Origin of the sequence: Microtetraspora fusca, assembly GCF_001570365.1 — a bacterium.
Classification (GTDB): domain Bacteria; phylum Actinomycetota; class Actinomycetes; order Streptosporangiales; family Streptosporangiaceae; genus Microtetraspora; species Microtetraspora fusca.
Genome location: NZ_BBYK01000038.1, coordinates 359,271 through 384,254, shown reverse-complemented (window position 1 = coordinate 384,254; position 24,984 = coordinate 359,271). Strand labels below are relative to the sequence as shown.

The window sequence follows — 24,984 nt, the reverse complement described above, 5'->3', positions numbered from 1 at the left end:
GGGCGCGGGGGTCAGGAGAGCTCGAACGGGTTCGGCGTCGGGTAGTACGCCTCCAGGAAGCGCATCAGCAGCGCGTCCTGCTCCTCCGTCGTCGGCGCGGTGTCGTTGAGGCAGAAGGCGTCGTGCTTGCGCTTGGCGAGCATCCGGCGCAGCTTGGCCGGGGTCTCCTCCAGCGCCAGGTCGACGTACGTGTACTCGATCAGACCGGGCGTCGCGCGGCCGGTCAGGTAGCCGTAGTAGTGGGCGAGCGACGAAACGACCGAGATGTCGCTGGACTTGCGGAAGGCCCCGCGCGCCGTCGCCGCGAAGTCGTCGGCGAGCCGCTCCTCGATCTCGTACATCAGGGAGCGGCGCAGGGCGTAGGGCACGTGCTTCATCTTCTGGGTGAGCGTCCGGCCGGACAGCGTCTCCAGGATCCGCCGGTTGTTCATCCCGGCCGCGTGGACCGGCGACTCCTCGTCCGCCGGCGAGCCGAACGGCACATGCACCACGCTCGGGAAGAAGTGCGGCATGCCGTTCCCCTCGAAGAAGGTGTGCGCCGGCAGCGGCCGCCCGAGGAAGAAGTCGTCGTTCAGGTAGAGGAAATGCTCGGAGAGCCCGTCGATGTGGTGGAGCTGCGTCTCGATCGCGTGCGAGTTGAAGACCGGCAGCACGGACGGGTCCGTGAAGATCTCCTTGTGGTCCACCACCGAGATGAGCGGGTTGGAGGTGTCCAGCCAGGAGGGCCGCTGCCCGTCGGTCACCACCCACACCCGGTTCACCCACGGGGCGTACGTCAGCAGCGAGCGCAGCGAGTAGCGCAGCTCGTCCCGGCTGGTGAAGCGGGCGTCCGTGGTGGCCTGCTCGCTGAGCCCGCCGGTCAGCGCGAGGTCCCTGCGGGCCCGCCAGGCCGGGTCGGAGCCGTCCACCCAGGTGTAGACCGCGTCGATCGGGAAGTCGATGTCGTCGATCAGGCGGCGGGTGAACTCCGGCCGCGTCGGATAGGTCCCGATGCTCCGCGACGGCGAGACGAGGTTGTTGAACAGCTCCTCGCCGCCCTGGACGGTGCGCCCGTGCAGCGGCACGATGTCGCACGAGCGGTTGGGGCGCGGCGCCACCAGCGTGTCCCCCTCGGGCGCCCAGAACTCCAGGTCGCAGCCGTACTCCGAGCCGAGGGTGAGGGTGCGCGACGGGCTGGTGAAGTGGAGCGCGAGCCGCAGCACGCGGGCGCCCTCCAGGTCGCCGGCGCGGCGCAGCGGGCGCATCTCGCCCACCTCCGCCGACCGCTCGCCCCGCCTGCCGTACGGCTGCCGCCCGGCGAGCAGCGGCTGCTCGCAGCGGGCCAGGGCCGACAGCGCCTCCGACTGGTGGGTGGCCGGAACGGCCACGGCCGGCGGCCTGCCGTGTGGCGGGCGCACGCAGAAGTAGGGCACTCCGGCGCCCGCGAGCGCGGAGCACACCAGCCCGAAGGTCTCGCGCTGGGCCTGTAACGGGCCCGCGTCCTGCCTGACCAGCGCCGTTCCCGGTGTGGTCCCCCCGGCCACCAGGTGCTTGCGCAGCCGTTGATACAACGTTCCGACCTGCATGATCTCCCCCCGGCACAGGACTGTAACGGACTGTAACGGATGACCGCCCCGCTCGCCGGACCCTTTGACGAGGTCGGGGGGAGAGTCAAGAACTGGCAACGAGTTGACCTCCCTAGGACCGATTCGCATGTGACCGGCTACTCACCGTAGCCATGCTTGCGTCCATGGGAAGCTTCACGTTGGACGATGTGCTCGCGGTCCGGAAGCGCAGGGACTCGTGGTGGACCGTCTTCCTGGTCGATCCGATCGCCTGCCGGCTCGCGCTCCTGGTGGCCAATCACACCTCGATCACGCCGAACGGGCTCACCCGGCTCTCCATGGTGCTCGGCCTCACATCCGCGGTGTGCTTCGCCCAGGAACTGCTGATCGCGGGGGCGGTCCTGTTCTTCGTGAGCTTCACCGTCGACTGCATGGACGGGAAGATCGCGCGGCTCAAGGCCACCGGAACCCCGTTCGGGCTGTGGCTGGACTACGTGGGCGACCGCCTCCGGGTGCTCTGCTGCGCGTTCGGCATCGCCTCCGCCCTGTACGCGCGCACCGGTGACGTCGTCTACATCGTGGCCGGGGCCGGGGTCGTCATCCTCGACCTGTTCCGCTACATCAACGGCCCGCAGCTCAAGCGGGTCAGGGACACCACGCGGGCGGTCGCCCGGGAGAGCACGGGCGCGGAGTGCGTCTTCATGGACGAGCTGCTCGGCGCCGCCGCCCCCGGAAGCAGCACCGACGAGGTGCGGCGCGAGTTCGAGCGGACCGGCGACGAGGCGGGCCGGGCTCTGGTCGACCTGCAGCGGGGCTTCCGCGCGCAGTTCCCCTGGTACGACCGCGTCCGCATGTTCCTCGTGGCGCATCGCGTCCGCTCGCACCTGATCAGCGGCATCGAGTTCCACGCCGCCGTCTTCGTGATCGGGCCGCTCCTCGGCGCCGTGGCCTGGCTCTGGACGTCCGCCGTCATGGGCGCGCTGCTGCTGGCGTTCGAATCCGTCCTCGTCTACCGCGCCTGGCTGGCGACCAGAGAGGTGGCCCGGGCCGTGTCGGTGAATGAAAGGGAGAAGGTTCTTGTCTGACCGGCCGATCTTCGTCGTTGGGTGCCCGAGGTCGGGCACCACGCTCCTCCAGCTCATGTTGCACGCCCATCCCCGGCTGGCGGTTCCGCCGGAGACCCGCATCGTCGCCCACGCCTACAACAGGCGCCACAAGTACGGCGACATGCGGCAGGCCGCCAACAGGCGGAAGCTCGCCGAGTGGATCGCCGACGGGAGCCGCACCCAGTTCGAGGACCTGGGCGTCGACCGAGACACGTACATCACGCGGGCGATGGAGGGGCCGGGCAGTCTCGGCTCGGTCGTCGGCCTCGTCTACCAGATGTTCGCCGAGCGGTTCGGCAAGCCCCGCTGGGGCGACAAGCGGCCGCCGTACATCCGCCATCTCGACGAGATCCTGGCCATGTTCCCCGACGCGCAGATCATCCACCTGATCAGGGACGGCCGGGACTGCGTGGCCTCGCTCAAGGAGATGCCGTGGTTCGGTGAGGACGTCTATCACGCGGTGCACCGCTGGGCCGAGGCGATCGACCTCGGGCGGCGGGCGGCGCGGAAGTTCGCACCCGACAGCTATTACGAGCTGCGGTACGAGGACCTGACCGCCGACCCGGAGCACGCGCTGACCCGGCTGTGCGCGTTCATCGGCGAGGAGTACCACCCCGCGATGCGCGAGCCGTACCGGGTCGCGGACGTCGTGCCGGAGCGCAAGACCTGGCACGTGAACACCCGCTCGGAGGTGACGACGGATCGGTCGGGCACCTGGGCCGAGCGGCTGGAGCCGTGGGAGATCGGGCTGTGCGAGGCGGTGCTTGGGGAGCGCCTCCTCGACCAGGGCTACACGCTCAGCGGAGCGCCGCAGCCGGCCCGCGAGCACCTGGCGGCCTACCGGAAGGTGGAGGCGCGCTTCCGCAGGAGGCGCTGGCGCAAGGGCATCACCGAGCGGATCGACCGGTTCCGCGAGCCCGGCCCGGTGGCCGCCCTGCTGACCAAGGGACAGCGTGGGCTCGCGGGGCTCCCCGAACTGCCGGCCCGCCGGCCCGAGCACCACGTCGCCGCACGCTGAGTCACCGGCCTTCTGAGCCGTCGCACGCTGAGTTTCCAACACAGGGGGATTGATTTCCATGCAGTCGGACAGGCCGATCTTCGTCGTCGGCTGCCCGCGCTCGGGCACGACGATGCTGCAGCTCATGCTGCACTCCCACCCGCGCATCGCGGTTCCGCCGGAGACGCGGTTCCTGGTCCCGGCCTACTTCTCGCGCAAGTCGTACGGGGACATGCGGCAGGCGGAGAACCGCCGCAGGCTCGCGGAGTGGATCGCGAACGGCAGGAACACCAAGTTCCGCGAGCTGGGCCTGGACAAGGCGGAGTTCGTCCAGGCGGCGATGATGGGGCCGGGCAGCTTCGGCTCGGTCATCGGGACCGTCTTCAAGAGCTACGCCGAGCGGTTCGGCAAGCCGCGCTGGGGCGACAAGCGGCCCAGCTACTTCAAGCACGTGGACATGCTGATGCGCATGTTCCCCGACGCCCAGTTCATCCACCTCATCAGGGACGGCCGTGACTGCGTCGCCTCCCTGAAGGAGATGCCCTGGTACACGCTGGACAGCTTCCACGCCGTGTCCAACTGGGCGGAGGCCATCGATTTCGGCAGCCGCAACGCCCGCAGGCTCCCCGCGGACACCTTCTACCAGTTGCGGTACGAGGACCTGACGGCCGACCCGGAGGGCGAGCTCAGGAAGCTGTGCGCGTTCATCGGCGAGGACTACGACCCGGCGATGTGCGAGCCGCGGCACGTGGCCCGCGTGGCGGTGCCCGCGCACAAGGTCTGGCACCGCAACACGCACGGCGATGTCACCACCGCGCGCTCCGGGAGCTGGGCGTCCCGGCTGGAGCCGTGGGAGATCTCGCTCTGCGAGGAGGTGCTCGGCGACCGGCTCGTGGCCTGCGGGTACGAGCTGAGCGGCGCGCCGAAGGCCGAGCGCCAGCACATGTCCGCGTACAAGGCCGCGGCGGGCAAGCGCAGGGCCGCCCGGTGGCGCAAGCGCAACCGCGACCTGCTGGTCCGCCTGCGCGAGCCCGGCCCGCTGGCGGCGCTCCTGACCGACGGCCAGCGCACGCGCGCCGGTCTCCCCGTGCAGCGCCCCCGCGAGCTCGTCAACGGCTGACGTGCGCGAACAGCGCCGTCCACCGGTCGAGCACATGTTCCGGACGGAACCGCTCCGCGTGCCGGCGGGCGGCGGCGCCCAGCCGCCGCCGCTCGTCCACGGGGCCCATCAGCCGGGACAGCGCCGCGGCGAGCCCGGGGACGTCCCCCGGCGGGACGAGCAGGCCGGTCCGCTCGGGCAGCACCAGCGACCGGACGCCCCCGGAGACGTCGAACGCCGCGCACGGCACGCCGTACGACGCCGCCTCCCCGATGACCAGCGGCAGCCCCTCGTGCTCGCTCGACAGCCCCACCGCGGACGCCTTGAGGTACTCCGCCGGCATCCCCGCCGCCGGTACCCGTCCCCGGAAAACCACGCTGCTCGCCACGCCCTCTTTCGCGGCGTGCAGCCGTAGCCGCCCCTCCTCCGGTCCGTCCCCGATCAGGTGCAGCTCCCAGCCCCGGTCCGCCGTCGTACGGCGGGCCAGGGCGAACGCGGAGATCAGCCGGTCGAAGCGCTTGACCGCGGCCAGCCTCCCCACGCCCAGGATCCGGCGGCCGTCGACCGGCGGCACCGCCGACGGCCAGCCGGGCAGCGGGTTCGGCAGGTGGCAGGCGTTCGGCAGCAGCGCCGCCTCGGAGAAGCGCAGGGCGTCGTCCGCGCTGAGGAAGACGGCCTGGTCGAGCGCCCCGTAGTGCGCCCGTACCGACCGGAAGTGCCACGAGCCGAGGGCGTGGTCGAACGACCCGTGGTACTGGCCGATGCCGAGGTGGCGGCGCGGGTCCAGGAGGTCCCGCATCCTGACGACCACTCCGGGCGAGGTCATCACGACGTAGCAGGGCCCGATCCCGGCGAGCAGCCGGGCGACCGCCCGCCGGCCGGACCGGCCCCACCGGCGGTCCGGCGACGCCGCGCTCACGACGTGGCGGGTGTAGGCGGGGCGCTCGACGTAACAGACGGGGTCCGCCGAGGCGTGCAGCCCGGCCACGTGGACCTCGTAGCCGCGCCGGGCGAGCCCCTGGGCGACGGTGTGCGTGACCCGCTGGATGCCGCCCAGGGTGTCGGCGTCCAGGCACGCGAACAGGACGGTCCGCATCATGCCGGCCGTTCGGGGAGGGGCGTCTCGCGGACCCGCCGCCTGCGCGCGGGGAAGGCGGAGGCGACGGCCCCGGTGACGACGGCGGCGAGGGAGCGGGCGAGCGAGGGACGCGGCGCCGCGGCCTCCGCGAAGAACGCGTCGACCACCCGGGCAGCCGCCTCTCCCGTCTCCCTGGCGCACCACATCTCGCGGAAGGCCGTGTACCGCTCGTCGTGGAGAGGAGCGGGAAGGTCGCGGAGCACGCGGACCAGTTCCTCGGTGGTGGTCACGCAGGGGCCGGGGGCGATCTCCGTGAGGTCGTGGTGGAGGCCGCGCTCGACCCGGCGGTACTCCTCCCAGTCGTCCGTGTACAGCACGATCGGCTTGCCGGTGACCGCGAAGTCGCACATGACGGACGAGTAGTCGGTGAGCAGCGCGTCCGCGGCGAGGATCAGGTCGTTGATCTCCGGGTAGCCGCCCGCGGCCCGGACGAAGTGGCGCAGCCGCTCGGGCACCGCGAACCGCTCCACCGGGTGGGTGCGCAGGACCAGCGCCCATTCCGGGTGCAGCTCGGCCGCCAGCCGGTCGAGATCCACCCGTACCGACCTTCCGGAGTGTTTCGCGCGGTCCCGGTAGGTCGGCGCGTACAGCAGGATCCGGACGCCCTCGTCGATCTCCAGGCGGCTCCTGACCCGTGCCGCCGCCGCGGTGTCGCCGCGTACGAGCACGTCGCAGCGGGGAGAGCCGAAGCGCAGCAGCGGTCCGGCGTACTCATTGGCGGGAACGAAGATCCGCTCGAACTCCGCGCTGGGCGCGACCAGGGCGTCCCAGCGGGCCACGTTCGCGCGCCACTCCTCGCGGGGGCCGGGAAAGTCGCCGCGCAGGTCGGGGGATTCGAGCCCGACCGACTTGGACCCCTGGCCGTGCCAGGTCTGCAGGTAGCGGGTGCCGGGCGGCTTGGGGAAGCCGAGCGGCATGCCGTGGCTGTCCACCCACCATCCGGCCCGCGCCATCGTCCACAGGTAGCGCCAGCTCATCCTGCGGACCTTGGTGACGTCGGCGGGGAAGTTCTTCCGGTGCGCGGACACCGACCACACCGCGCGCAGCGGCAGCCCCCGGCGGCGGATCTCCTCGTGGATGTACCGGGGGTGCCCGGTGTAGCCCCGGCCGCAGTCGGCTTCGAACAGCACGAGATCGCGCCGCCGGGGCACGACCCTGATCAGGCCCTTGTAGGCCCGGAGCTTGAGGTTCCGGTACCTCGGGTGCTTGATGATCCGCCGGCGCAGGGCGAGCAGCCGGGGCACCACGTGCCGGGACGGGCCGCGCCGCTCCCACACCGTGCGCAGCACGGCGCTTTCGCCTTCGGGCCGTACGGTCACCCGGTGCGCGGGCGCGGACGCGACGAGGGGCGGCAGGGAGGGGTCGGCGAGGAGACGGTCGCCCGTGGCGTGCCCGTCCGCGCGGGTGAAGGTGATCCTCGGGTCGTGGTACCCGGCCCACCAGAAGGGGCCGGGGTTCGCCACGGCCAGGTCCACCTCGGCCCGTACGGTGTAGCCGCCCTCGGGGTGCCGCCGGGGCGAGAGCCGTACCCGATGGCCGCCGACCACGAGGTGGGCCGCCTCAGGCGGGTGGCGGTCGAGCACCGCGAACGGGTCGTAGGTGCGGACGGTGAGGGAGAGCACGGTCCCGGACAGGGACGCCTCGACGACCTCGTGCCTGATCCGGGCGGCGGCGAACGGCAGCTCGGCCAGCCGCATGGCCGTGATGTCGTAGGCGGGGTCGGCGTCGGAACCCCAGTAGGTGCGGCCGTCCCGGATGACCGCCGCACGCGGCGCGGCCCTGGCCCCGGTGAGCGAGCGGGCCGCCACCCGCAGGTCCGCGAGCCGGTCGGCGAGGATGAGCCGCGCGCACACCCGGACCATCGGGTCCGCGCGGTCGAGGACGCCGGGTTCGAGCGCGGCCAGGTACGGCTGGACCACGGTGGCGAACTCCCCGGCCCACGTCGCGTCGAAGCGGGGCAGCGCGTTGAGGTAGACCCGCAGGTCCTGGACGACGAACCGGTGCTGCCGCGCGGGGACGAGCTCGGGCAGGCCGCCCTGCCGGAGTACCAGGTCGGCGGCCTCGGCCGCGGCCACCCGGTGCCGGACGTTCTCGACGGCGCCGAGGCGCAACGAGATGGACGGGTTCCCGCCGTCCGAGCGGTGCCACAGGTAGACCGGCCACGGCACGACGGCGAACCGCCGCGCGGCGCGGTAGAGGCCGGCGGTGAAGACGTGGTCCTCGTAGAGCAGGTCCTCGCGGAACCGCAGGTCGTGCTCACGGAGGAAGTCGAGGCGGTAGAGCTTGTTCGTGGAGAACCCGTCCAGGAACATCGCGGGGTCGGCGGCGATGCCCGGGATCACCCGGCGGCGGCGGAAGAGCGAGGGGTAGTAGGGCGACATGCGGCCGCTCCTCTCGGACAGCCGCGAGATCTGGCCGGTGACGAAGTCGGCGCCGGTCCGCTCGATCTCGGTCAGCAGGCTCTTGCAGGCGTGCCGCGGCAGCTCGTCGTCGCTGTCCAGGAACATCACGTACGGCGCGCGGGCGGCGTCCATCCCCGCGTTGCGCGGCGCGCCGCAGCCGCCGCTGTTGGTTCCGCGCCGGATGTAGCGGACCTCCGGCAGGTCGCGGACGACCCGGGCGGTGTCGTCGGTGCTCCCGTCGTCCACGACGACGATCTCCAGGTTGCGCAGGGACTGGTGGAGGAGCGAGCCGACCGCCCTCGGCAGCCGGGCGGCGTCGTTGTAGGTGATCACCACCACGGTCACGTCCGGGCGTACCGCCATGCGAACCCCCCGAATGCCGGTCTCGACATTCGGGGGTCTTCCCCTCGGCCCTGGCGACTCGTCCCGATTTGGCGGGATTTTTGCTGGTTTATCGGGCGGAACGTCGCCGAACCAGGTAGACGATGACCGCGATCGCGGCCAGCGCGCCCGCGACCGGGGCGAGCCGCTTGAGCGCCGGGACCCCGGCCACGCGCAGCAGGTCGAGGGCCTCCTCGCCCCCGGCGCGCGCGGGCGCCGGCGTGCCCGTGGGGCGGATCTCGGCGACATCGGCCACCTTCGTCGCCCTGGCCGCCCTGGCGGTCTCGGCCGCCGGCTTCGCCGGGGACGGCACCGCCGTCAGATGCCGGTGCGGCGCCGGGGCGGCCGCCTCTTGCGCCTCCTCCGGCTTCCTCGGCTCTCCGGCGGGTTCGGCGGGCCGCGGTTCCTCGTCCTCGGTCGCCACCGGACGGAGCGTCTCGGCCGGCTCCGCGCCCTGCGTTACGGCGGCTGCACCCTCCTCGGCGAGGAGGGCGGCGAGGTTGCCGGCGAAGCGGTCGATCAGCTTGGCTCCGACCTCGGCCATGACGCCCCGGCCGAACTGCGCGGGCCGCCCGGTGACGTTGAACGACGTCTCGACGCGCACCCGGGTGTGATCGCCCTCGGGGACCAGGCGGGCGTGTACGGTGGCCCCGGCCGTGCCCGGCCCGCGCGCCTCCTTGCCGGACGCCTTGAGCGTCAGGGCGCGCGCCGCCTCGTCGACCTCTTCGAACGACGCCCTGCCCTGGTAGGTCACCGTTATCGGGCCCACCTTGACCTTCATGCCGCCGGTGAAGGCGTCGCCCTCCACCGAGCCCAGCGTCGCCCCCGGCAGGCACGGCGCGACCCGCTCGACGTCCAGCAGCACCGACCACGCCCGCTCCACCGGGACCGGCACCGTGAACTCGTGCTCGAACCGCATTGCCATGAACGACTCCGTTCCTCGGCTGCGCCGGTCTTCCTCATGCGACAGTACGACCCGGGCGCCCGTCGCCGCCACCGGCTGTGGGGCGCCGGATGGGGCCACCGCGCCCGGGTCGCGTACCTCTCCGGATCAGGCGGCCCCGGCGGCCGCGACGAGCGCGCGGTGGGTGAGGACCCGGGCCAGGTGCCTGCGGTAGTCCGGCCGCGCGTGCAGGTCGGAGGGCGGGTCGGCGTCCTCGTCCGCCCGTTCCGCCGCCGCGCGGAGCGCTCCGTTCGCGCCGAGATCGGCGCCGCGTACCGCCTGCTCGACACCGGTGGCCCGGACCGGGACCGGCCCCATGTTGGTCAGCGCCACCCGGGCCTCCTCGACGGCGCCGCCGGACCTGCGTACCGCCGCCGCGACGCCCACGATCGCCCACGCCTGGGCCGTACGGTGGAACTTCTCGTAGTGGAAGCCCCACCCGGGACCGAGCTTGGGCACCCGGATCCCGGTGAGGATCTCCCCGGGATCGAGCGCGGTCTCCAGGTAGTCGAGGAAGAAGTCCGCCGCCGGGATCACCCGTTCCCCCTCCGGCGACCTGGCCACGAACTCCATGTCCAGCGCGCGGGCCACCGCGGGCAGGTCGCCGGCCGGGTCGGCGTGCGCCAGCGAACCGCCGAACGTGCCGCGGTGCCGTACGGCGGGATCGGCGACGGTCGCCGTGGCGAGCGCGACCAGCGGGCAGTGCTCCCGCACGACCGGCGAGGTGGCGACCTCGTAGTGCGTCGTCATCGCCCCGATCAGCACGTGATCGCCCCGGTCGGCGACGCCGCGCAGTTCCTCGACGCGGCCGAGGTCCACCAGCGTGCCGGGGTAGGCGAGCCGCAGCCGCAGCAGGGGCAGGAGGGACTGTCCCCCGGCGAGGACCTTCGCCTCCTCGCCGTGCTCGCTGAGCGTCTCCAGGGCCTCGTCCAGCGACGAAGCCCGGACATAGTCGAACGACGCCGGAATCATGACAGACCTCCGTCCGTGCTCTGGGGCGTACGGGCCTGGCCGAGGGCGCGCCAGACGCGCTCGGGGGTGCAGGGCATCGGCACGTCGCGCACCCCGTACGGGCGGAGCGCGTCGACGACGGCGTTGACGACGGCGGGGGTCGAGGCGATCGTGCCCGCCTCGCCGACGCCCTTGACACCGAGCGGGTTGGTCGTGGCCGGGGTCTCGGTGCGGTCGGTCGTGTACGCGGGCAGGTCGGCCGCCGACGGCAGCAGGTAGTCGGCCATGGTGGTCGTCAGCAGGTTGCCGTCCGCGTCGTGGACCGCCTCCTCGAAGAGCGCCTGGGCGATGCCCTGCGCGATGCCCCCGTGGACCTGGCCCTCCACGATGAGCGGGTTGACGACGTTGCCCACGTCGTCAACCGCGACGTAGGACCTGATCCTGGTGGCGCCCGTCTCGGTGTCCACCTCGACCGCGCACAGGTGCGTGCCGTGCGGGAACGAGAAGTTGTCCGGGTCGAAGGTCGCATCGGCGTCCAGGCGGGGCTCGAAGCCGTCCGGCAGGTCGTGCGCGGCGAAGGTGGCCAGCGCGATCTCCTGGATGGTCCGCGACGTGCCCGTGCCGCGCACCCGGAACTCGCCCCGGGTGAACTCGACGTCGTCCGGCGACGCCTCCATGAGGTGCGCCGCCACCTGCTTGGCCTTCTCCTTCACCTTCTCGCACGCCTGGACGACCGCGACGCCGCCCACGACGAGCGAGCGCGAGCCGTAGGTGTCCATGCCCTTGTGCGAGGAGGACGTGTCGCCGTGGAGCACCGCCACGTCCTCGAACGGCACGCCGAGGGCGTCGGCGACGATCTGGCTCCACGCCGTCTCGTGGCCCTGGCCGTGCGGGCTGGTGCCGGTGACCACCTCGACCTTGCCGGTGGGCAGCACCCGGACCGAGGCGTGCTCCCAGCCGCCCGCGCCGTACGAGAGGCTGCCGAGGACGCGGCTCGGCGCGAGGCCGCACATCTCGGTGTACGTCGAGACGCCGATGCCGAGCTGGACCGGATCCTCGCGCTCCCTGCGGTCGGCCTGCTCGGCGCGCAGCTTGTCGTAGCCGAACAGCGCGAGCGCCCGCTCGGTCGCCGCCTCGTAGTTGCCGGAGTCGTACGTCAGGCCGCAGACCGTCGTGTACGGGAACTCGGTGTGCTGGATCCAGTTGCGGCGCCTGAGCTCGATCGGGTCCATGCCCAGCTCGGCGGCCAGCTCGTCCACGATCCGCTCGATCGCGAACGTGGCCTCCGGCCGGCCCGCCCCCCGGTAGGCGTCGGTCGGCATCTTGGTGGTGAAGACGCCCGTGCAGGTGAAGTCGTAGGCGTCCATCTTGTAGATGCCGGAGTACATGAACGCGCCGAGCAGCGGCACGCCCGGCGTGACCAGCATCAGGTACGCGCCCATGTCGGCCAGCAGGTCCACCTTGACGCCCCGGATCCGGCCGTCGGCGTCGGCGGCCACGCTGATCCGCTGGAGCTGGTCGCGGCCGTGGTGGACGGTCAGGTTGCCCTCGGAACGCGACTCCGTCCACTTGACCGGCTTGCCGAGGCGGCGGGTGATCAGCAGGCAGAGCACCTCCTCGGCGGTGACCTGGAGCTTGGAGCCGAAGCCGCCGCCCACGTCCGGGGCGACGACGCGCAGCTTGTGCTCGGGGATCCCGGTGGTCAGCGCCAGCATCACCCGCAGGATGTGCGGGATCTGCGTCGCGGAGTGCAGGGTGAACGCGTCGCCGTCGGTCTGCGCCACGACCGCGCGCGGCTCCATCGCCGACGGGATCAGCCGCTGCTGGACGAAGGTGCGCTCCACCCGCACCGCCGCGTCGCGGAAGGCCGCCTCGATGTCACCCTGGGCGAACGTCCAGGTGAACGCCTTGTTCCCGGCCTCGTGGACCTTGGGGCTGCCCTCGTCGAGCGCGGCGGTCATGTCGGTCACCGCGTCGAGGGGCTCGTAGTCGATCTCGATGGCGTCCAGGGCGTCGGCGGCCTTGTAGCGGTCGGTGGCGACCACGCAGGCGACGGCCTCGCCGACGTAGCGGACCTCGCTCACCGCCATCGGCGGGTGGTCGGGGATCACGATGTCCTCGCTGACCGGCCACGCGCACGGCAGGCTGCCCTGCTCGGCGGCGAAGTCCTGACCGCTGAAGACCGCGACCACCCCCGGCTGGGTGCGCGCCACCGACGTGTCCACCCGGGTGATCCGCGCATGCGCCATCGGACTGCGCAGGAACGCGACGTACAGCATGCCGGGAAGCTGGATGTTGTCGGTCCACTGGCTGCGTCCCGTGACCAGGCGGGCGTCCTCCTTGCGCCGCCGGGCCCGGCCGACCTCCCGGCCGCCGCCGGGGCCGCCGAGGACGTCGCTCTCCTTGATCTGCCGGGCCACCACGCCGGCGTCGAGCTGCTCGGTCATGACGTCGCCACCCCTTCCTGCTCCTGCGACATCTCCCGCGCGCCCCGCCGTACGGCGCGGACGATGGTGCAGTAGCCGGTGCAGCGGCAGAGGTTGCCCTCCAGTCCCTCGCGGACGGCCTCCTCGGAGGGGTCGGGGTCGTCGTGCAGCAGGTCGATCGCCGCCATGATCATGCCCGGGGTGCAGTAACCGCACTGGAGCGCGTGCTCCTCGTGGAACGCCCGCTGCATGGGATGCCACGTCCCGCCCGTGGACAGGCCCTCGATCGTGACGATGTCGCACCCGTCCGCCTGTACGGCGAGGACCGAGCAGCTCTTGACGCTCCTGCCGTCGAGGAGCACCGTGCAGGCGCCGCAGTTGCTCGTGTCGCAGCCGATCGGCGTGCCCGTCTTCCCCAGTCGATCTCTCAGGAGATGGACGAGGAGAAGGCGCGGTTCCACCTCCTCGTCGTAACGGATGCCGTCGACGGTGACGGAGATTCGGGGCATGCAATCCCTCCCGGACAAGAGGCGAGACCGGATAGTTGCGAACGTACGCCCCTGTTTCGGCCGGTCAACCCCCAAAAGTCAGGCCAGGGGGAAAGATAGGCCCCGCTCCTCGGCGGGCCGCGGGCCGAATATGTGCCGCTCGCCCTCGTCGATGCGCCGGTCGTTGATGCTCGCCTCCCTGCGGCGCATCAGCCCGTCGGCGTCGAATTCCCACAGCTCGTTGCCGTAGCTGCGCCACCACTGGCCGTCGGCGTCGTGGCACTCGTACTGGAAGCGCACCGCGATGCGGTCGCCGGTGAAGGCCCACAGCTCCTTGCGGAGCGCGTAGTCGAGCTCGCGCTCCCATTTGCGGGTGAGGAACCGCTCGATCTCCTCGCGGCCCGTGACGAACTCGTCCCGGTTGCGCCAGACCGAGTCGGGCGTGTACGCGAGGGCGACGGTGCGGGGGTCGCGGGTGTTCCAGGCGTCCTCGGCGGCCTGCACCTTCTCGCGTGCGGTCTCCTCGGTGAAGGGAGGAACCGGTGGTTTCACGGCGGATGTCCTTTCTATGTGGTGCCGTTCTCGGTCCGGGCCGGGCCCGGTGGCACCGGTCCCGGCCCCGTCACCAGTGGCCCTTCGGCCGGGTTCACGGTGCGCCCGGTCCGCCTCCGCCCGGCCCCGGTCAGTCCCGGAAGGAGATCGCCTGCACCGGGCAGAGCAGGGCGGCCTCCTCGACGGCCGGGAACAGCGATTCGTCCGGACCGAAGACGTAGTGCAGCTCGTCGTTCTCGTCGAGCTCGAACACGTCGGGTGCCGCGAAGACGCACTGTGCGTGTATCTGGCAGCGTTCCCGGTCGACGTGGACGCGCATCATTGGTTCCCTATCTACGGGTTGAAACGGGAGTAATTTCCGAAGGTCCAGCGAAGCGGGCTCGCGCCGCCGACCTGGACCACCTCGTCGACGTCGAACTCGATCAGGCGCTGCGCGCCGGGCACGTCGCCCGGATCCCAGTCCACCCGGGCCCGGCCGGTCAGGTGCAGCGCGTCGCCGGTGGTCCAGTCGAGGAAGAGCAGCCCGGCGGCGGGGTTCAGCTCCAGGTTGCCGAGCGTCATGTACATCGAGTTGCCGACGTAGTCCGGCCAGACCAGGCGGTGCTCGTCCACGACCCGGATGAAGCCGGGGTTGCCGCCCCGGTGGGACACGTCCGAGCCGAGCCCCTCCACGTGCGTGGCGACGAAGAACGTGTCCGCCTTCTCGATCCACTCCCGGTGCTCGGGGCCGAGCGCGGCCCTCCTGTATGTGGCGGCCGTCGAGACGGCGGGCTCGTCCGCGATTTCGCGAGTCTGCAGGTACTTGGGGCAGTTCGCGTAGACCTGCTCGGTGGTGACGAGGAGGCCGTTCCCCTCTCGCCGGGCACGGCCGTTGATCCGCATCCGTCGCCGGGTCTTCGGCTCGATGGCGAGCATGCCGATGGCGTGCCCGCCGAGATGTCCCATGTCATGCTCCGCAGGCCGTCCGGGGACCCGCTCGGTGATCTGCCCGCCGTCGAAGACGCCGGACAGCGGGTCATGCGAGCCGGGCAGTGCGTCGATCATCACCCCGCGCGTCCCCGACGCCCGGGCGAAACCGACGGGCCCGGTCAGCGGGCCGGCCCAGACACGCCCGTCTGGGCCGGCCGTACCGATGACGAGCATGCGCTGGGCGGCCAGGAAGCCCGCCGCCACCTCGGGGATGTCCGGCCGCGTGTTCGCCGACCCCCAGTTTCCGGCCCGGACGCCCGCACGGCGCTGGACCGCGACCTCTCCGGTGTGCCGCATCCTCGTCCCCTTCCCCGACGGCCGTTCGATGTCAGTTGCCTGGATGCCGGTCGTTTAGAAGAAACCGCAGGTCGGAGCGCCCGGCGTGGGGGCGGGCCGCTCGTCGGCTCCGGTGGCGGCGTAGATCTCCAGGCGGATGCCGTCGGGGTCCTCGAAGAACACGCCGCCCGAGGACGCGCCCTCGCCGTGCGGTACGACGCCGTCGTGGAACACGGTGACGCCGGTCTCCCGGATGGCGGCCTCGGCCCTGCGCACCGCCTCGATGTCCGGGACCTCGAAGGACAGGTGGTGCAGGCCGGGGTTCCCGGTGTCGAACTTGCCCTCGCTCTGCTCCCAGAGGGTCAGCACCAGCGTGCCGTCGAGCCCGAGGAAGGCGAAGCGCCGCCCTTCTTCACGGGACTCGCCGACGATGTCGAAGCCGAACACCTTGACGTAGAACGACGTGGACGCGTCGAGGTCGGAGACGTTGAGCCCGACGTGGCCGGTCTTGAAGGTCATGGGACTTCTCCTCACAGTTCTAACGGATGCATCCGTTAGAACTATAACGGAATTTATGGGTTAGATCCGTTATGTCTCAGTGAGATGGATCACGCAACCGGTGAACGGTGACTGCCGGCGTCATCTTTTGGGGTCCGGATCGCCGGAAGGCGTGGAGCGGGGCGCCGCCGAGCGGGTCGGCGGCGCATCGACCGGCTGCCGATGTGCAGGGCGGGAGCGCCGATGAGCGGCGGCCAGGTGTTCGCCTGCGGGGCGCTACCGCCCGAGCACTGCCGACGTCGGGACGACCGCAGGCACAGCGTGCGGCTCAGGGGCGTTCGGGCAGCGCGTTGCCGCGCGATGTGCGGGTCTCAGTGTGCTTTGTGCTGCCGATAGTGCCGTGCGGCACGGGCGCGGTTGCCGCAGCCGACGGAGCACCATTCCTGCCGGACGTGCTCCTTGAGGAAGTAGAGCACGCAGCGCGGAGCGCGGCAGGTCCGCAGCCGCTCGCGGCAGGGACCGGCGAGCAGCTCGATGGCGGAGGCGGCGAGGGCGGCGCGGACCCGCGCGGACTCGCTCGCCGGCTCCGCCGGGACGATCGCGATGTTCGGCGCGCCGTCGGCGGGCCAGTCGAGCCGGGGCGCGAGCGGCACCGCCGCCGCCGTGGCGTTCACCAGGTGGAGCGACTCCGCGAACGGGGGCAGCAGATGCGCGTCGGCGCCGCTGGGCGGCTCCGGGGAGACGGCGCGGGCGAACAGGGCGCGGACCGCCTGGCGCAGCTCGACCACCTCGGCCAGCAGAGCCTCGTCGGCGACGAAGGAGGCCGCGTCGAGCCCGAGCGGCTCGGCGTGCTCTCGCCCCCACACCGTCATGCCGCCGGTGTCGGCCAGGTCGTCCACCAGGCCGGTACGGCCGGCATGGACGGTGCTGACGAACTCCAGGGCCAACATCGTTCCAGTCTAACGGGGGATCGTAGGTGATTCCGTGAGACGAACGCCCTGCTCAGCGCTTGCGCGCGACCTTCGAGAGGATCGCGACAAAGGCGGAGAACCCCAGGCCGACGATGAGGACCAGCAGCATCATGACCGAGTCGGGGGCGGGCGCGATCATGTAGCGGACGCCGACACCGATGAACAGCAGGCCGCACAGGAGCGCGAGCCAGTCGGTCGGGTGGGTCTGTCCGGGACGCCGCTCGGGGTCACGCGCCACTGGGCACCTCCACGTTGCCGACGTGTGCGGGCAGAAGCGGTGCCACCGCCGGCGGGTTGGCGTTACGGGGCGCCGGTACGCTGCCGACCCCGTCGGGCAGCGGCGGTGGCGCCGTCGGCGGGTTGCCGGGCCGGGGCGGTTCCCGGTCGCCGACGCTGCTGGGCAGGCGAGGCTCGGCCGCCGTCGCGTCGTCGCCCCGGCGGACCTCCACGTCGCCGATGCCGGCCTTCACGTGCAGCTCGATCGTCGGCGCGTCGCCGGTGGCCTTGTCGGGCTCCAGGACCCGGCTGAACCGGACGTCCATGCCGTCCTCGACCTTGTGGTCGATCTTGACCTCGCCCACCTTGGCGTATCCGTGGACCTCGACCCGAGCGGTGGTCGGCACGATCACCGTGATCCGCCCGACCGAGACGGACGCGTCGAAGCGGACGTGCGAGCCGGGGTCCAGCGGGAGATCGGTCAGGTTGAGCGTGCCGTCGCCCATGCCGACGGCGTACTCCCTGCTCGGCTGGGTGACCTCGCTGGGGTGCCAGGAGAAGGAGCCGATGTTCTTGGGGATGCCGTCCAGCGTCGATCCGGCGACGAGGGCCAGTGACACGATGATTCCGGCGGCGACCAGACCCGCTCCCCGCCCGAACCACGTCGCGATCAGCAGGCCGGTACCGATCGTGGCGAGGACCGCCCCGCCGATCATCGGCATGCTGGGAGAACCGGTGCTCCGCTGCACCGCGACCATGATCCCTCCAACGATCAGGGCGAGGCAGATGGTCAATCCGCCGATGAAGGACTTCGACTTGGGCTGCCGGGCCGGGGGACGGGCGGCGCTCTCCTCCGCTTCCCGCAGGTACGGGGAGTCGACGGGCGGGTAGGGCGTGCGTCCGTATCCCGCGTAGGGGCCGTGCGGCGCGAACGGCTCGCTCGCCCCGTAGTCGTACGGGCCGCGCCCGGCCTCCTTGGCCAGGTCGGACAGCCGCCGGAAACCGGTTCCGGCGGGCGGCGGGGGAACCCGTGAGGTTCCAGGCGTGTGCGGCGTCGCGGTGACCGGGGGACGCGGGGGCGCCTCAGCCGAGGACGGGACCGACGCCTCCGGGCCCGCCGGGACGTCCGTCAGGTGTGCGGCCGGCGAAGCCGCAGGAGCTTCCGCCTGGTGTGCGTGGGGCGCGGCCGAGTCGGCCGACGGGACCTCCGCCGCGAGCGTGTCCGAAGAGTCCTGGGGGTCCGCCTGCGAAGCGGCCGGGGGAGCCGGCGGCGTCAGGGCCATCGTGACCCCGTCCCGGGCGGCTCCGAGCCCCTCCGCGGCGAGCGCACGCTCACCGGAAGCGGCGCGCCCCTCCGACGCGACCCGCTCGCCGGCCGGTCCGTCCGGTTCGGCGCGCCCGCCGGACTCGGCCGGGGACTCGGCGGGCGCGCCCGCCTTGTCGTCCGTGACGCCGTTGAGGAGCCTCGTCGCGTCGGTCGTGCCGTCTTCGGCGGTTCCTGTTCCGGCGGTCGCGGCTCGGCCGGTCTCGCCTCCCACGGACGCGCCGGCGGTGGGCTCGGCGGCCCTGGGCGGCTCCGTGACGGGCGGTACCGGGGCGCCCGGGGTCTGTGGCGGCCCGGCGAACGTCGCGGGCCCGTGCGGCCCCTGTCCGTACGGCTCCTGGCGGTACGCGGCCTGGCCCTGCGGCGCCTGCCCGTACGGCTGGTGCGGCGCCTGCGCGTACGGCGAAGGCGCCTGCGGCGGCCGGCCGTAAGAGCCGTGCGCGTAGGGGCCGCGCGAGTACGGGTCGGGAGAGTACGGGCCGGGCGCGTTGGGGCCGGGTGCATACGGGCCGCCCGCGTACGGCGCCTGGGGCGGCATGCCGTACTGGCCGGACGGGGCGGCGTGCGTGCCGGGCCAGGAGAAGGCGTTCTCGTGGGCGGGGGTCGTGCCGCGGCGTCCGATGATCCGCTCGGGCAGCGACTTGGCCAGCGCCAGCAGGTCGACGCCGCGCGCGTGCGCGGCGAGCAGTGCGATCGCGAGCAGCGTGCCGACGACGATCGTGCCCATGCCGATCCCGTCCGACGCGACGTTGATGATCAGGCCGAACGCGAAGACCGCGGCGAGCAGCGCCAGCACGGTCTCGGTGTCGAAGATGCGGCGGGTCCACTGCTCGACGTATCCGGGCCGGCCCGCGTTGTCCTTCATCAGCAGGAACGCGGCGATGTACAGCATGATGCCGATGCCGGATCCGAGGACGAGCACGGCGAAACCCACACGGAACAGGACGGGGTCGATGCCGGCGTAGCGTCCGAGGCCCGCGCACACACCGGTGATCATGCGGCCCTCGGCGGACCGCTGCAGCACCCGCTCGTCGGCGGGTGCGGGGTCTTCGGTGGAGGTGGGCGGTGCTTCGGTCATGGTCCTATCGTGGCGGTTCCCCACCTGTGCGGCCATCGGGGGAACCCCTGACTCGCCCCCGACCCCTCAGGGGGCGTATCAGGGCACGCCCTGATGCGACCATGGTGCACATCGTGTGACGATGCTGCGCGAGATGTCTGAAACGCCTACCGCCCCCGATGCCGCGCCCCGCCTCGTCCGGACCGCCTCCGGCCGTGTCGTCGCGGGCGTCGCGCAGGGCGCCGCCGACCAGTTGCGGCTCGACCCCGTCGTGCTCCGCCTGGGTTTCCTGCTGCTCACCGTCGTCAACGGCCTCGGCGTCGTCGCGTACGCCGCGCTGTGGATGTTCACGCCGAAGGAGCAGGTAAAGGGCCCCCAACCGGCTCGTGATTGGGGGCAGTTCGCCGCGTACGGCGTGCTCTGGATGGCCGTCGTCGGGTTCGGCTGGATCACCGGGGCATCCGACGGAGGCATCGGCACGTGGCCGATCGCCGCCGGAGGCATCGGCGCGCTGATCCTCTGGCAGCAGGCCGACCCGGGCAGGCGACAGCGCTGGATGTCCGGAGCGGTGCGCAAGGTCAGCGCGAGCTGGGTCCGGACCCTCGTCGGCGCGTTGCTCATCGTGGTCGGCGCCTTCGGCTTCCTCGCCGCGAGCGGCGAGCTGGCCAAGGCCAAGACCGGCCTGGTGTTCACCGCCGTGGTCGTGGGCGGCATGCTGATGATCGCCGCCCCGTGGCTCGCCTCCCTGGTCAAGGAGCTGCAGCGGGAGCGCACCGAGCGCATCCGCCAGGAGGAGCGGGCCGAGGTCGCGGCGCACGTCCACGACTCCGTGTTGCACACGCTGACGCTGATCCAGCGCAACGCGCACGACTCCCGCGAGGTGACGCGGCTGGCCCGCTCCCAGGAGCGGGAGTTGCGCAACTGGCTCTACCAGCCCAAGCAGGACGCCGACGCCACGCTGGCCGCGGCCGTACGCAGGGTCGCCGCCGAGGAGGAGGACGCCCACGGCGTCCCGATCGAGATCGTCTGCGTCGGCGACTGCGACCTGGACGAGAGTTTGGGCGCGCTGCTGCAGGCCGCCCGGCAGGCGATGGTCAACGCGGCCCGGTATTCCGGCGCCCCGGTGATCTCGGTGTACGCCGAGGTGGAGCCCGACGAGGTCACCGTGTTCGTACGGGACCGGGGCAAGGGGTTCGATATGGACGCCGTTCCCGCCGACCGGATGGGCATCCGGCAGTCGATCATCGGCAGGATGGAGCGCAACGGTGGAAGCGCCCGCGTCAGGACCGAGCCCGGCGACGGGACCGAGGTCATGCTGACGATGAAGAGGGCGTCCTGATCGGGCGCCGCGGAGGCGGCGGACCAACCCGCGCGGTGCCGGGCCGCGCGGGACGAGCAAGGAATGGTGAAGAGCAATGAAGACCGTACGCGTGCTGATCGTCGACGACCATCGGTTGTTCCGGTCCGGCGTCCGCGCGGAACTGGGACCGTCCATCCAGGTGATCGGCGAGGCCGAGGACGTCGAGAGCGCGGTCGCGTCCATCGCCGAGCTGAAGCCGGATGTCGTGCTGCTCGACGTGCACATGCCCGGGGGCGGCGGCCAGGAGGTCCTCAGGCGGGTCCTCGGGGCCGGGGCGCAGGTGCGGTTCCTGGCGCTGTCGGTGTCCGACGCGGCCGAGGACGTGATCGGCGTCATCCGCGGTGGCGCGCGCGGCTACGTCACCAAGACGATCAGCGGCGCCGAGCTGACCGACGCGATCATCCGGGTGTCGGACGGCGACGCGGTCTTCTCGCCGCGGCTCGCCGGGTTCGTGCTGGACGCGTTCGCCTCCACGGAGGCCCCGCCCATCGATCCCGAGCTGGACTCGCTCACCCAGCGTGAGCGCGAGGTGCTCCGGCTGATCGCGCGCGGGTACGCGTACAAGGAGATCGCCAAGGAGCTGTTCATCTCGGTGAAGACCGTGGAGACGCACGTGTCGAGCGTGTTGCGCAAGCTCCAGCTCTCCAACCGGCACGAGCTGTCCCGCTGGGCCACCGCCCGCAGGCTGGTCTGACCTGCGCGAGGGTGCGTACGCTGGTCTGATGGGGCGTGACGTACCCGCCATGGTGTTCACCGGGGATGATCGTCGCCGATACCGGGACAAGATCCGGCGGTCGCTCGACGTCTTCGCCCAGATGCTGCGCGAGTCGCGGTTCGAGCTGCGGCGGCCGCGAGCGGGTCTGGAGATCGAGCTCAACCTGGTCGACGACCGGGGAGAGCCGGCGATGAAGAACGACGAGGTCCTCGCCGCCATCGCCGAGCCCGACTGGGGGCCCGAGCTGGGCCGGTTCAACGTCGAGATGAACATCCAGCCGCAGGGGCTCTACCGGGACGGGTCGCTGCGGCTGGAGGAGTGCATCCGCGAGCGGCTCAACCGGGCGGAGGAGCGGGCGGCGACCGTCGGCGGGCACCTGGTGCTCGTCGGCATCCTCCCGACGCTGCGGGAGAGCGACGTCGGCGAGTCGGCCCTGTCGTCGAACGCCCGCTACCGCCTGCTCAACGAGCAGATCCTGGCCGCCCGCGGTGAGGACCTGCACATCGCGATCGAGGGCGTCGAGCGGCTCGACACGTACGCCGCGAGCGTCACGCCGGAGGCGGCCTGCACCAGCCTGCAGTTCCACCTGGAGGTCGGCCCGTCCGAGTTCGCGGCGCACTGGAACGCGGCGCAGGCCATCGCCGGGCCGCAGGTCGCCGTCGCGGCCAACTCGCCGTTCCTTTTCGGCAAGGAGTTGTGGCGCGAGACGCGGATCAGCCTGTTCGAGCAGGCGACGGACACCAGGTCCGAGGAGCTGAAGGCCCAGGGCGTGCGGCCGCGGGTGTGGTTCGGCGAGCGCTGGATCACCTCGGCCTTTGACCTTTTTGAGGAGAACGTCCGTTATTTTCCGGCGCTGCTGCCGATCTGCGACGAGGAGGACCCGCGCGAGGTGCTGGAGCGCGGCGGCACGCCCCAGATGGGTGAGCTGACCCTGCACAACGGCACGATCTACCGCTGGAACCGCCCGGTCTACGCCGTGGTGGGTGGCACGCCGCACCTGCGGGTGGAGAACCGGGTGCTGCCTGCCGGGCCCTCGGTCGCGGACATCACGGCCAACGCCGCCTTCTACTACGGCCTGCTGCGGATGCTGACCGCGGCCGAGCGGCCCGTATGGTCCCGGATGTCCTTCGCCACCGCCGAGGAGAACTTCCGCAACGCCGCCAGGTACGGCCTGGACGCCCGCCTGTACTGGCCGGACCTCGGCGAGGTGCCCGCCGCAGAGCTCGTCTGCCGCCGCCTGCTGCCGCTCGCCGACCAGGGGCTCGAGCTCTCGGGCGTCGGCGCGTCGTACCGGCACCGGCTGCTCGGGATCATCGAGCAGCGCTGCCTGACCGCGCGCAACGGCGCGACCTGGCAGGTGGACACCGCGCGGGCGCTCGGCGGCGACCATGAGGCGCTGCGCCGGATGACCCTGCGCTACATCGAGTACATGCACGCCAACGAGCCGGTTCACCTCTGGGACTAGGGCCTGTACGGCTTTTCAGGTACGACCTGGCCCGTGATCAGAGACGGTTCGGACGAAGGCGCGGATGAGCGGAGTTTCCGCGTCGGTGCGCCACACCAGGGCCCACTCGCAGGGCGGAGCGTCACGGATCGGGACGAAGGCCGGGCCAGGGGTAATAGCCGGCCGCATCGCCCGCGACACCGGCGGCGGCCTGGCCGGAGGAGACGACGGTCAGCACCTCCTGCCAGGTGGAAACCTCCGGCCCGCGGCGGATCGGGCGTCCTGTGGGGGTGTGGTGGGGGGCCAGCGTCGCCTCCATGTAGGCGGGGATGGACTGACCCTTCACAAGGGTGCAGTCGGCGAGGTCCTCCAGCCCTATCGAGTCGCGTTCGGCGAAGGGATGGGTGGCGGAGACCATCAGCATCACCGGTGAGGTGTGCGTCACCGGGCCGACGGTCAGGTCCGGCTCGCGGACCGGTAGCCACAGCAGCGCCACATCGATTTCGCCTGATCGGAGCAGGTCCAGCGGGGAGGGCGGCTGGATCTCGCGATGCCGGAGGCGCGCGTTCGGATGGCGGGTCTGGAAACGGTCGAGGGCGTCGCCGATCGTCAGGGAGTGCGGGCCCATCGTGCCCAAGATCAGCGTTCCCGACGTGCCGTGGGCGGCCTGGGCCGCAGCCTCGATCCCGGCTGTGATCTGCCGGTATCCGGCACTGAGGTCGCGGTGGAGTCGCTCGCCGAGCGGGGTGAGCCGTACGACCCTGGTGGTCCGGTCGAACAGGGTCCCGCCGATGCGGCGTTCCTGCTTCTTGATCGCCTGGCTGACCCGGGCCGGTGTGACGCGCAGACGCTCGGCGGTCCGGCCGAAGTGCAGTTCCTCGGCCAGAGTCAAGAAGATCTCGATGTCCCGTAGTTCCATCATCCCCTCCCGATTGTGAACCTATTGGTTAACAGCGTGTTGTCGAGATCATCGTTGTTCGGGGGACGTGCGCTGCCGAGCATGGAGGGGTGGACATACTGATCTCCGGCGCTTCGGTCGCCGGTCCCGCTCTGGCCTACTGGCTCCACCGTGCCGGCCACCAGGTGACCCTGGTGGAGCGCGCCCCGGCTATGCGTGACAGCGGCTATGCCGTCGACTTCCGCGGGGACGCCTTCGACGTCCTGGAGCAGATGGGCGTCCTGGCCGAGGTCCGCGCCCACGACACCGGCATGCGCGGCATCGATCTGGTGGACGCCGAGGGCGTCAAGACCGGCGAGCTGCCCGCCGAGGCGTTCGCCGGAGAGCTGGAGGTGCCCAAGCGCGACCTGACGGCCATCCTGCATCGCCTCACCGCGGGCGACGTCCGGTACGTCTTCGGCGACTCCATCCGCACGCTCGCACAGGACGAGACGGGTGTGCACGTGACCTTTGAACGCGGCGAGCCCGGAACCTTCGACCTGGTCGTCGGCGCCGACGGGGTGTACTCGACCGTCCGGCGGCTGGCCTTCGGCCCGCATCGGGAGTTCGTCCGGCACCTGGGCATGTCGGGAGTCGGCTTCACCACCGACAACTACCTGGGCCTGGACCACAGAGGCGTCCTGCACAGCGCGCCGGGTCGAGCGGTGTACCTGTTCAGCGCCGCCGACGCCGACCGGATGACCGTCAGCCTGTCGTTCGCCACCGAGTCCTCTGAGCTGGATCTCCTCGATCGCGGTCGGCAGGAGGAGATCGTCCGGGCCGGCCTCTCCGACGCGGGCTGGGAGGTGCCGCGCCTGCTGAAGGAGATGACGGCGGCGCAGGACTTCCTGTTCTCCTCGGCCTGCCAGGTGGAGATGGACCGTTGGTACGCGGGCCGGGTCGTGCTGGTCGGCGACGCCGGATATTGCGCCGCGCCGACGTCGGGTATGGGCACCTCCCAGGCGCTCATCGGCGCCCACACCCTCGCCCGCCGACTGGCCGAGTCCGGCGGCGACCACACCGCCGCGTTCAGCGCCTACGAGCAGCGTGTCCGCCCCTATGTCGCCGCCAACCAGCAGCACGGCCGAGAGGCGGCCAAGATGTTCGGAGCCGGCTGAGAGAGTGGGGCCGTCTCCCGGACGGCTCGCCGGGAGGCTCCGGGACGGGGTCGGGAGGGCGGTGGAGTCCCC

At 71.9% G+C, this 24,984-nt stretch carries 22 protein-coding genes; 7 read left to right on the top strand and 15 right to left on the bottom strand.

Translation table 11 applies throughout. The features are described 5' to 3' along the window. Positions 1-11: 11 nt before the first annotated feature. A complete protein-coding gene (locus AWQ68_RS01850; protein WP_066933464.1) occupies positions 12-1,565 on the bottom strand; it encodes a stealth family protein in 1,554 nt (517 codons plus the stop codon). Positions 1,566-1,729: 164 nt separating this feature from the next. Here AWQ68_RS01850 and AWQ68_RS01845 point away from each other — a divergent pair, with 164 nt between their 5' ends. Genes AWQ68_RS01845 through AWQ68_RS01835 form a run of 3 tightly spaced genes read left to right on the top strand, consistent with a single transcriptional unit; the run spans position 1,730 to position 4,767 of the window. Then, positions 1,730-2,629, top strand: coding sequence for a CDP-alcohol phosphatidyltransferase family protein (locus tag AWQ68_RS01845; RefSeq protein ID WP_245655706.1), 900 nt, complete (start codon positions 1,730-1,732; stop codon positions 2,627-2,629). Then, positions 2,622-3,668: a sulfotransferase family protein gene (locus AWQ68_RS01840; RefSeq protein ID WP_245655705.1), complete on the top strand. Its 1,047-nt coding sequence runs from the start codon at positions 2,622-2,624 to the stop codon at positions 3,666-3,668. Before AWQ68_RS01845 ends, AWQ68_RS01840 begins: the two co-directional genes overlap by 8 nt. 58 nt (positions 3,669-3,726) lie before the next feature. Next, entirely contained in the window at positions 3,727-4,767 is a 1,041-nt protein-coding gene (locus AWQ68_RS01835; RefSeq protein WP_066933455.1) for a sulfotransferase family protein, read from the top strand. Here the strand turns inward: AWQ68_RS01835 and AWQ68_RS01830 are convergent. From AWQ68_RS01830 to AWQ68_RS01770, 13 genes are all read right to left on the bottom strand, one after another. Further along, a complete protein-coding gene (locus AWQ68_RS01830) occupies positions 4,757-5,845 on the bottom strand; it encodes a glycosyltransferase (protein WP_245655704.1) in 1,089 nt (362 codons plus the stop codon). The genes AWQ68_RS01835 and AWQ68_RS01830 overlap by 11 nt on opposite strands. Then, the gene (locus tag AWQ68_RS01825; RefSeq protein WP_066933452.1) at positions 5,842-8,649 is read right to left on the bottom strand and encodes a bifunctional glycosyltransferase/CDP-glycerol:glycerophosphate glycerophosphotransferase; all 2,808 of its coding nucleotides are present in this window, start codon (positions 8,647-8,649) and stop codon (positions 5,842-5,844) included. The genes AWQ68_RS01830 and AWQ68_RS01825 overlap by 4 nt, the downstream gene beginning before the upstream one ends. 88 nt (positions 8,650-8,737) lie before the next feature. After that, entirely contained in the window at positions 8,738-9,592 is an 855-nt protein-coding gene (locus tag AWQ68_RS01820; RefSeq protein WP_174554066.1) for an SRPBCC family protein, read from the bottom strand. A gap of 126 nt (positions 9,593-9,718) precedes the next feature. After that, positions 9,719-10,582 (bottom strand): FAD binding domain-containing protein, encoded by an 864-nt coding sequence (locus AWQ68_RS01815; protein ID WP_066933446.1) that lies wholly within the window; start codon positions 10,580-10,582, stop codon positions 9,719-9,721. Continuing rightward, positions 10,579-13,008 (bottom strand): xanthine dehydrogenase family protein molybdopterin-binding subunit, encoded by a 2,430-nt coding sequence (locus AWQ68_RS01810; protein ID WP_084463561.1) that lies wholly within the window; start codon positions 13,006-13,008, stop codon positions 10,579-10,581. The genes AWQ68_RS01815 and AWQ68_RS01810 overlap by 4 nt, the downstream gene beginning before the upstream one ends. Beyond that, entirely contained in the window at positions 13,005-13,496 is a 492-nt protein-coding gene (locus tag AWQ68_RS01805) for a (2Fe-2S)-binding protein (RefSeq protein WP_066933443.1), read from the bottom strand. The genes AWQ68_RS01810 and AWQ68_RS01805 overlap by 4 nt, the downstream gene beginning before the upstream one ends. Positions 13,497-13,574: 78 nt before the next feature. Further along, entirely contained in the window at positions 13,575-14,027 is a 453-nt protein-coding gene (locus AWQ68_RS01800; protein ID WP_218006742.1) for a nuclear transport factor 2 family protein, read from the bottom strand. A 130-nt stretch (positions 14,028-14,157) separates the two neighbouring features. Then, positions 14,158-14,346 (bottom strand): ferredoxin, encoded by a 189-nt coding sequence (locus tag AWQ68_RS01795; RefSeq protein ID WP_066934206.1) that lies wholly within the window; start codon positions 14,344-14,346, stop codon positions 14,158-14,160. A 14-nt stretch (positions 14,347-14,360) separates the two neighbouring features. Next, on the bottom strand, positions 14,361-15,293 hold the full coding sequence (locus AWQ68_RS01790) for a pyridoxamine 5'-phosphate oxidase family protein (protein WP_066933438.1): 933 nt from the start codon (positions 15,291-15,293) through the stop codon (positions 14,361-14,363). A 54-nt stretch (positions 15,294-15,347) separates the two neighbouring features. Further along, a complete protein-coding gene (locus tag AWQ68_RS01785) occupies positions 15,348-15,791 on the bottom strand; it encodes a VOC family protein (protein WP_066933434.1) in 444 nt (147 codons plus the stop codon). Positions 15,792-16,141: 350 nt separating this feature from the next. Beyond that, positions 16,142-16,720 (bottom strand): CGNR zinc finger domain-containing protein, encoded by a 579-nt coding sequence (locus tag AWQ68_RS01780; RefSeq protein WP_066933431.1) that lies wholly within the window; start codon positions 16,718-16,720, stop codon positions 16,142-16,144. A gap of 52 nt (positions 16,721-16,772) precedes the next feature. Next, positions 16,773-16,979: a hypothetical protein gene (locus AWQ68_RS01775; RefSeq protein WP_066933428.1), complete on the bottom strand. Its 207-nt coding sequence runs from the start codon at positions 16,977-16,979 to the stop codon at positions 16,773-16,775. Then, positions 16,969-19,359: a PspC domain-containing protein gene (locus tag AWQ68_RS01770; protein ID WP_066933425.1), complete on the bottom strand. Its 2,391-nt coding sequence runs from the start codon at positions 19,357-19,359 to the stop codon at positions 16,969-16,971. Before AWQ68_RS01770 ends, AWQ68_RS01775 begins: the two co-directional genes overlap by 11 nt. Before the next feature lie 133 nt (positions 19,360-19,492). On the opposite strand from AWQ68_RS01770, the gene AWQ68_RS01765 reads away from it, so the two are divergent. The 3 genes from AWQ68_RS01765 (at position 19,493) to AWQ68_RS01755 (ending at position 22,878) form a co-directional block, all read left to right on the top strand. Continuing rightward, on the top strand, positions 19,493-20,677 hold the full coding sequence (locus tag AWQ68_RS01765) for an ATP-binding protein (protein WP_066934203.1): 1,185 nt from the start codon (positions 19,493-19,495) through the stop codon (positions 20,675-20,677). A 76-nt stretch (positions 20,678-20,753) separates the two neighbouring features. After that, a complete protein-coding gene (locus AWQ68_RS01760) occupies positions 20,754-21,392 on the top strand; it encodes a response regulator (protein WP_066933422.1) in 639 nt (212 codons plus the stop codon). 28 nt (positions 21,393-21,420) lie between these two features. Then, positions 21,421-22,878 carry a glutamate-cysteine ligase family protein gene (locus AWQ68_RS01755; RefSeq protein WP_066933419.1) on the top strand — a complete coding sequence of 486 codons (1,458 nt, stop codon included), beginning with the start codon at positions 21,421-21,423 and terminating at the stop codon, positions 22,876-22,878. 121 nt (positions 22,879-22,999) lie between these two features. Here the strand turns inward: AWQ68_RS01755 and AWQ68_RS01750 are convergent, their stop codons facing one another. Beyond that, entirely contained in the window at positions 23,000-23,776 is a 777-nt protein-coding gene (locus AWQ68_RS01750; RefSeq protein WP_245655703.1) for a LysR family transcriptional regulator, read from the bottom strand. An 89-nt stretch (positions 23,777-23,865) separates the two neighbouring features. Here AWQ68_RS01750 and AWQ68_RS01745 point away from each other — a divergent pair, with 89 nt between their 5' ends. Beyond that, complete coding sequence (locus AWQ68_RS01745) at positions 23,866-24,912, top strand: FAD-dependent monooxygenase (protein ID WP_066933416.1); 1,047 nt, start codon at positions 23,866-23,868, stop codon at positions 24,910-24,912. Positions 24,913-24,984: the final 72 nt, after the last annotated feature.

Excerpts from the sequence above, each read along its gene's own strand:
- AWQ68_RS01850 (WP_066933464.1), bottom strand. The coding sequence starts at position 1,565 with ATGCAGGTCGGAACGTTGTATCAACGGCTGCGCAAGCACCTGGTGGCC.
- AWQ68_RS01805 (WP_066933443.1), bottom strand. The coding sequence starts at position 13,496 with ATGCCCCGAATCTCCGTCACCGTCGACGGCATCCGTTACGACGAGGAG.
- AWQ68_RS01795 (WP_066934206.1), bottom strand. The coding sequence starts at position 14,346 with ATGCGCGTCCACGTCGACCGGGAACGCTGCCAGATACACGCACAGTGC.
- AWQ68_RS01760 (WP_066933422.1), top strand. The coding sequence starts at position 20,754 with ATGAAGACCGTACGCGTGCTGATCGTCGACGACCATCGGTTGTTCCGG.
- AWQ68_RS01820 (WP_174554066.1), bottom strand. The coding sequence starts at position 9,592 with ATGGCAATGCGGTTCGAGCACGAGTTCACGGTGCCGGTCCCGGTGGAG.
- AWQ68_RS01755 (WP_066933419.1), top strand. The coding sequence starts at position 21,421 with ATGGGGCGTGACGTACCCGCCATGGTGTTCACCGGGGATGATCGTCGC.
- AWQ68_RS01750 (WP_245655703.1), bottom strand. The coding sequence starts at position 23,776 with ATGGAACTACGGGACATCGAGATCTTCTTGACTCTGGCCGAGGAACTG.
- AWQ68_RS01765 (WP_066934203.1), top strand. The coding sequence starts at position 19,493 with ATGTCTGAAACGCCTACCGCCCCCGATGCCGCGCCCCGCCTCGTCCGG.
- AWQ68_RS01835 (WP_066933455.1), top strand. The coding sequence starts at position 3,727 with ATGCAGTCGGACAGGCCGATCTTCGTCGTCGGCTGCCCGCGCTCGGGC.
- AWQ68_RS01770 (WP_066933425.1), bottom strand. The coding sequence starts at position 19,359 with ATGACCGAAGCACCGCCCACCTCCACCGAAGACCCCGCACCCGCCGAC.
- AWQ68_RS01785 (WP_066933434.1), bottom strand. The coding sequence starts at position 15,791 with ATGACCTTCAAGACCGGCCACGTCGGGCTCAACGTCTCCGACCTCGAC.
- AWQ68_RS01810 (WP_084463561.1), bottom strand. The coding sequence starts at position 13,008 with ATGACCGAGCAGCTCGACGCCGGCGTGGTGGCCCGGCAGATCAAGGAG.
- AWQ68_RS01825 (WP_066933452.1), bottom strand. The coding sequence starts at position 8,649 with ATGGCGGTACGCCCGGACGTGACCGTGGTGGTGATCACCTACAACGAC.
- AWQ68_RS01830 (WP_245655704.1), bottom strand. The coding sequence starts at position 5,845 with ATGATGCGGACCGTCCTGTTCGCGTGCCTGGACGCCGACACCCTGGGC.
- AWQ68_RS01845 (WP_245655706.1), top strand. The coding sequence starts at position 1,730 with ATGGGAAGCTTCACGTTGGACGATGTGCTCGCGGTCCGGAAGCGCAGG.
- AWQ68_RS01815 (WP_066933446.1), bottom strand. The coding sequence starts at position 10,582 with ATGATTCCGGCGTCGTTCGACTATGTCCGGGCTTCGTCGCTGGACGAG.
- AWQ68_RS01780 (WP_066933431.1), bottom strand. The coding sequence starts at position 16,720 with ATGTTGGCCCTGGAGTTCGTCAGCACCGTCCATGCCGGCCGTACCGGC.
- AWQ68_RS01790 (WP_066933438.1), bottom strand. The coding sequence starts at position 15,293 with ATGCGGCACACCGGAGAGGTCGCGGTCCAGCGCCGTGCGGGCGTCCGG.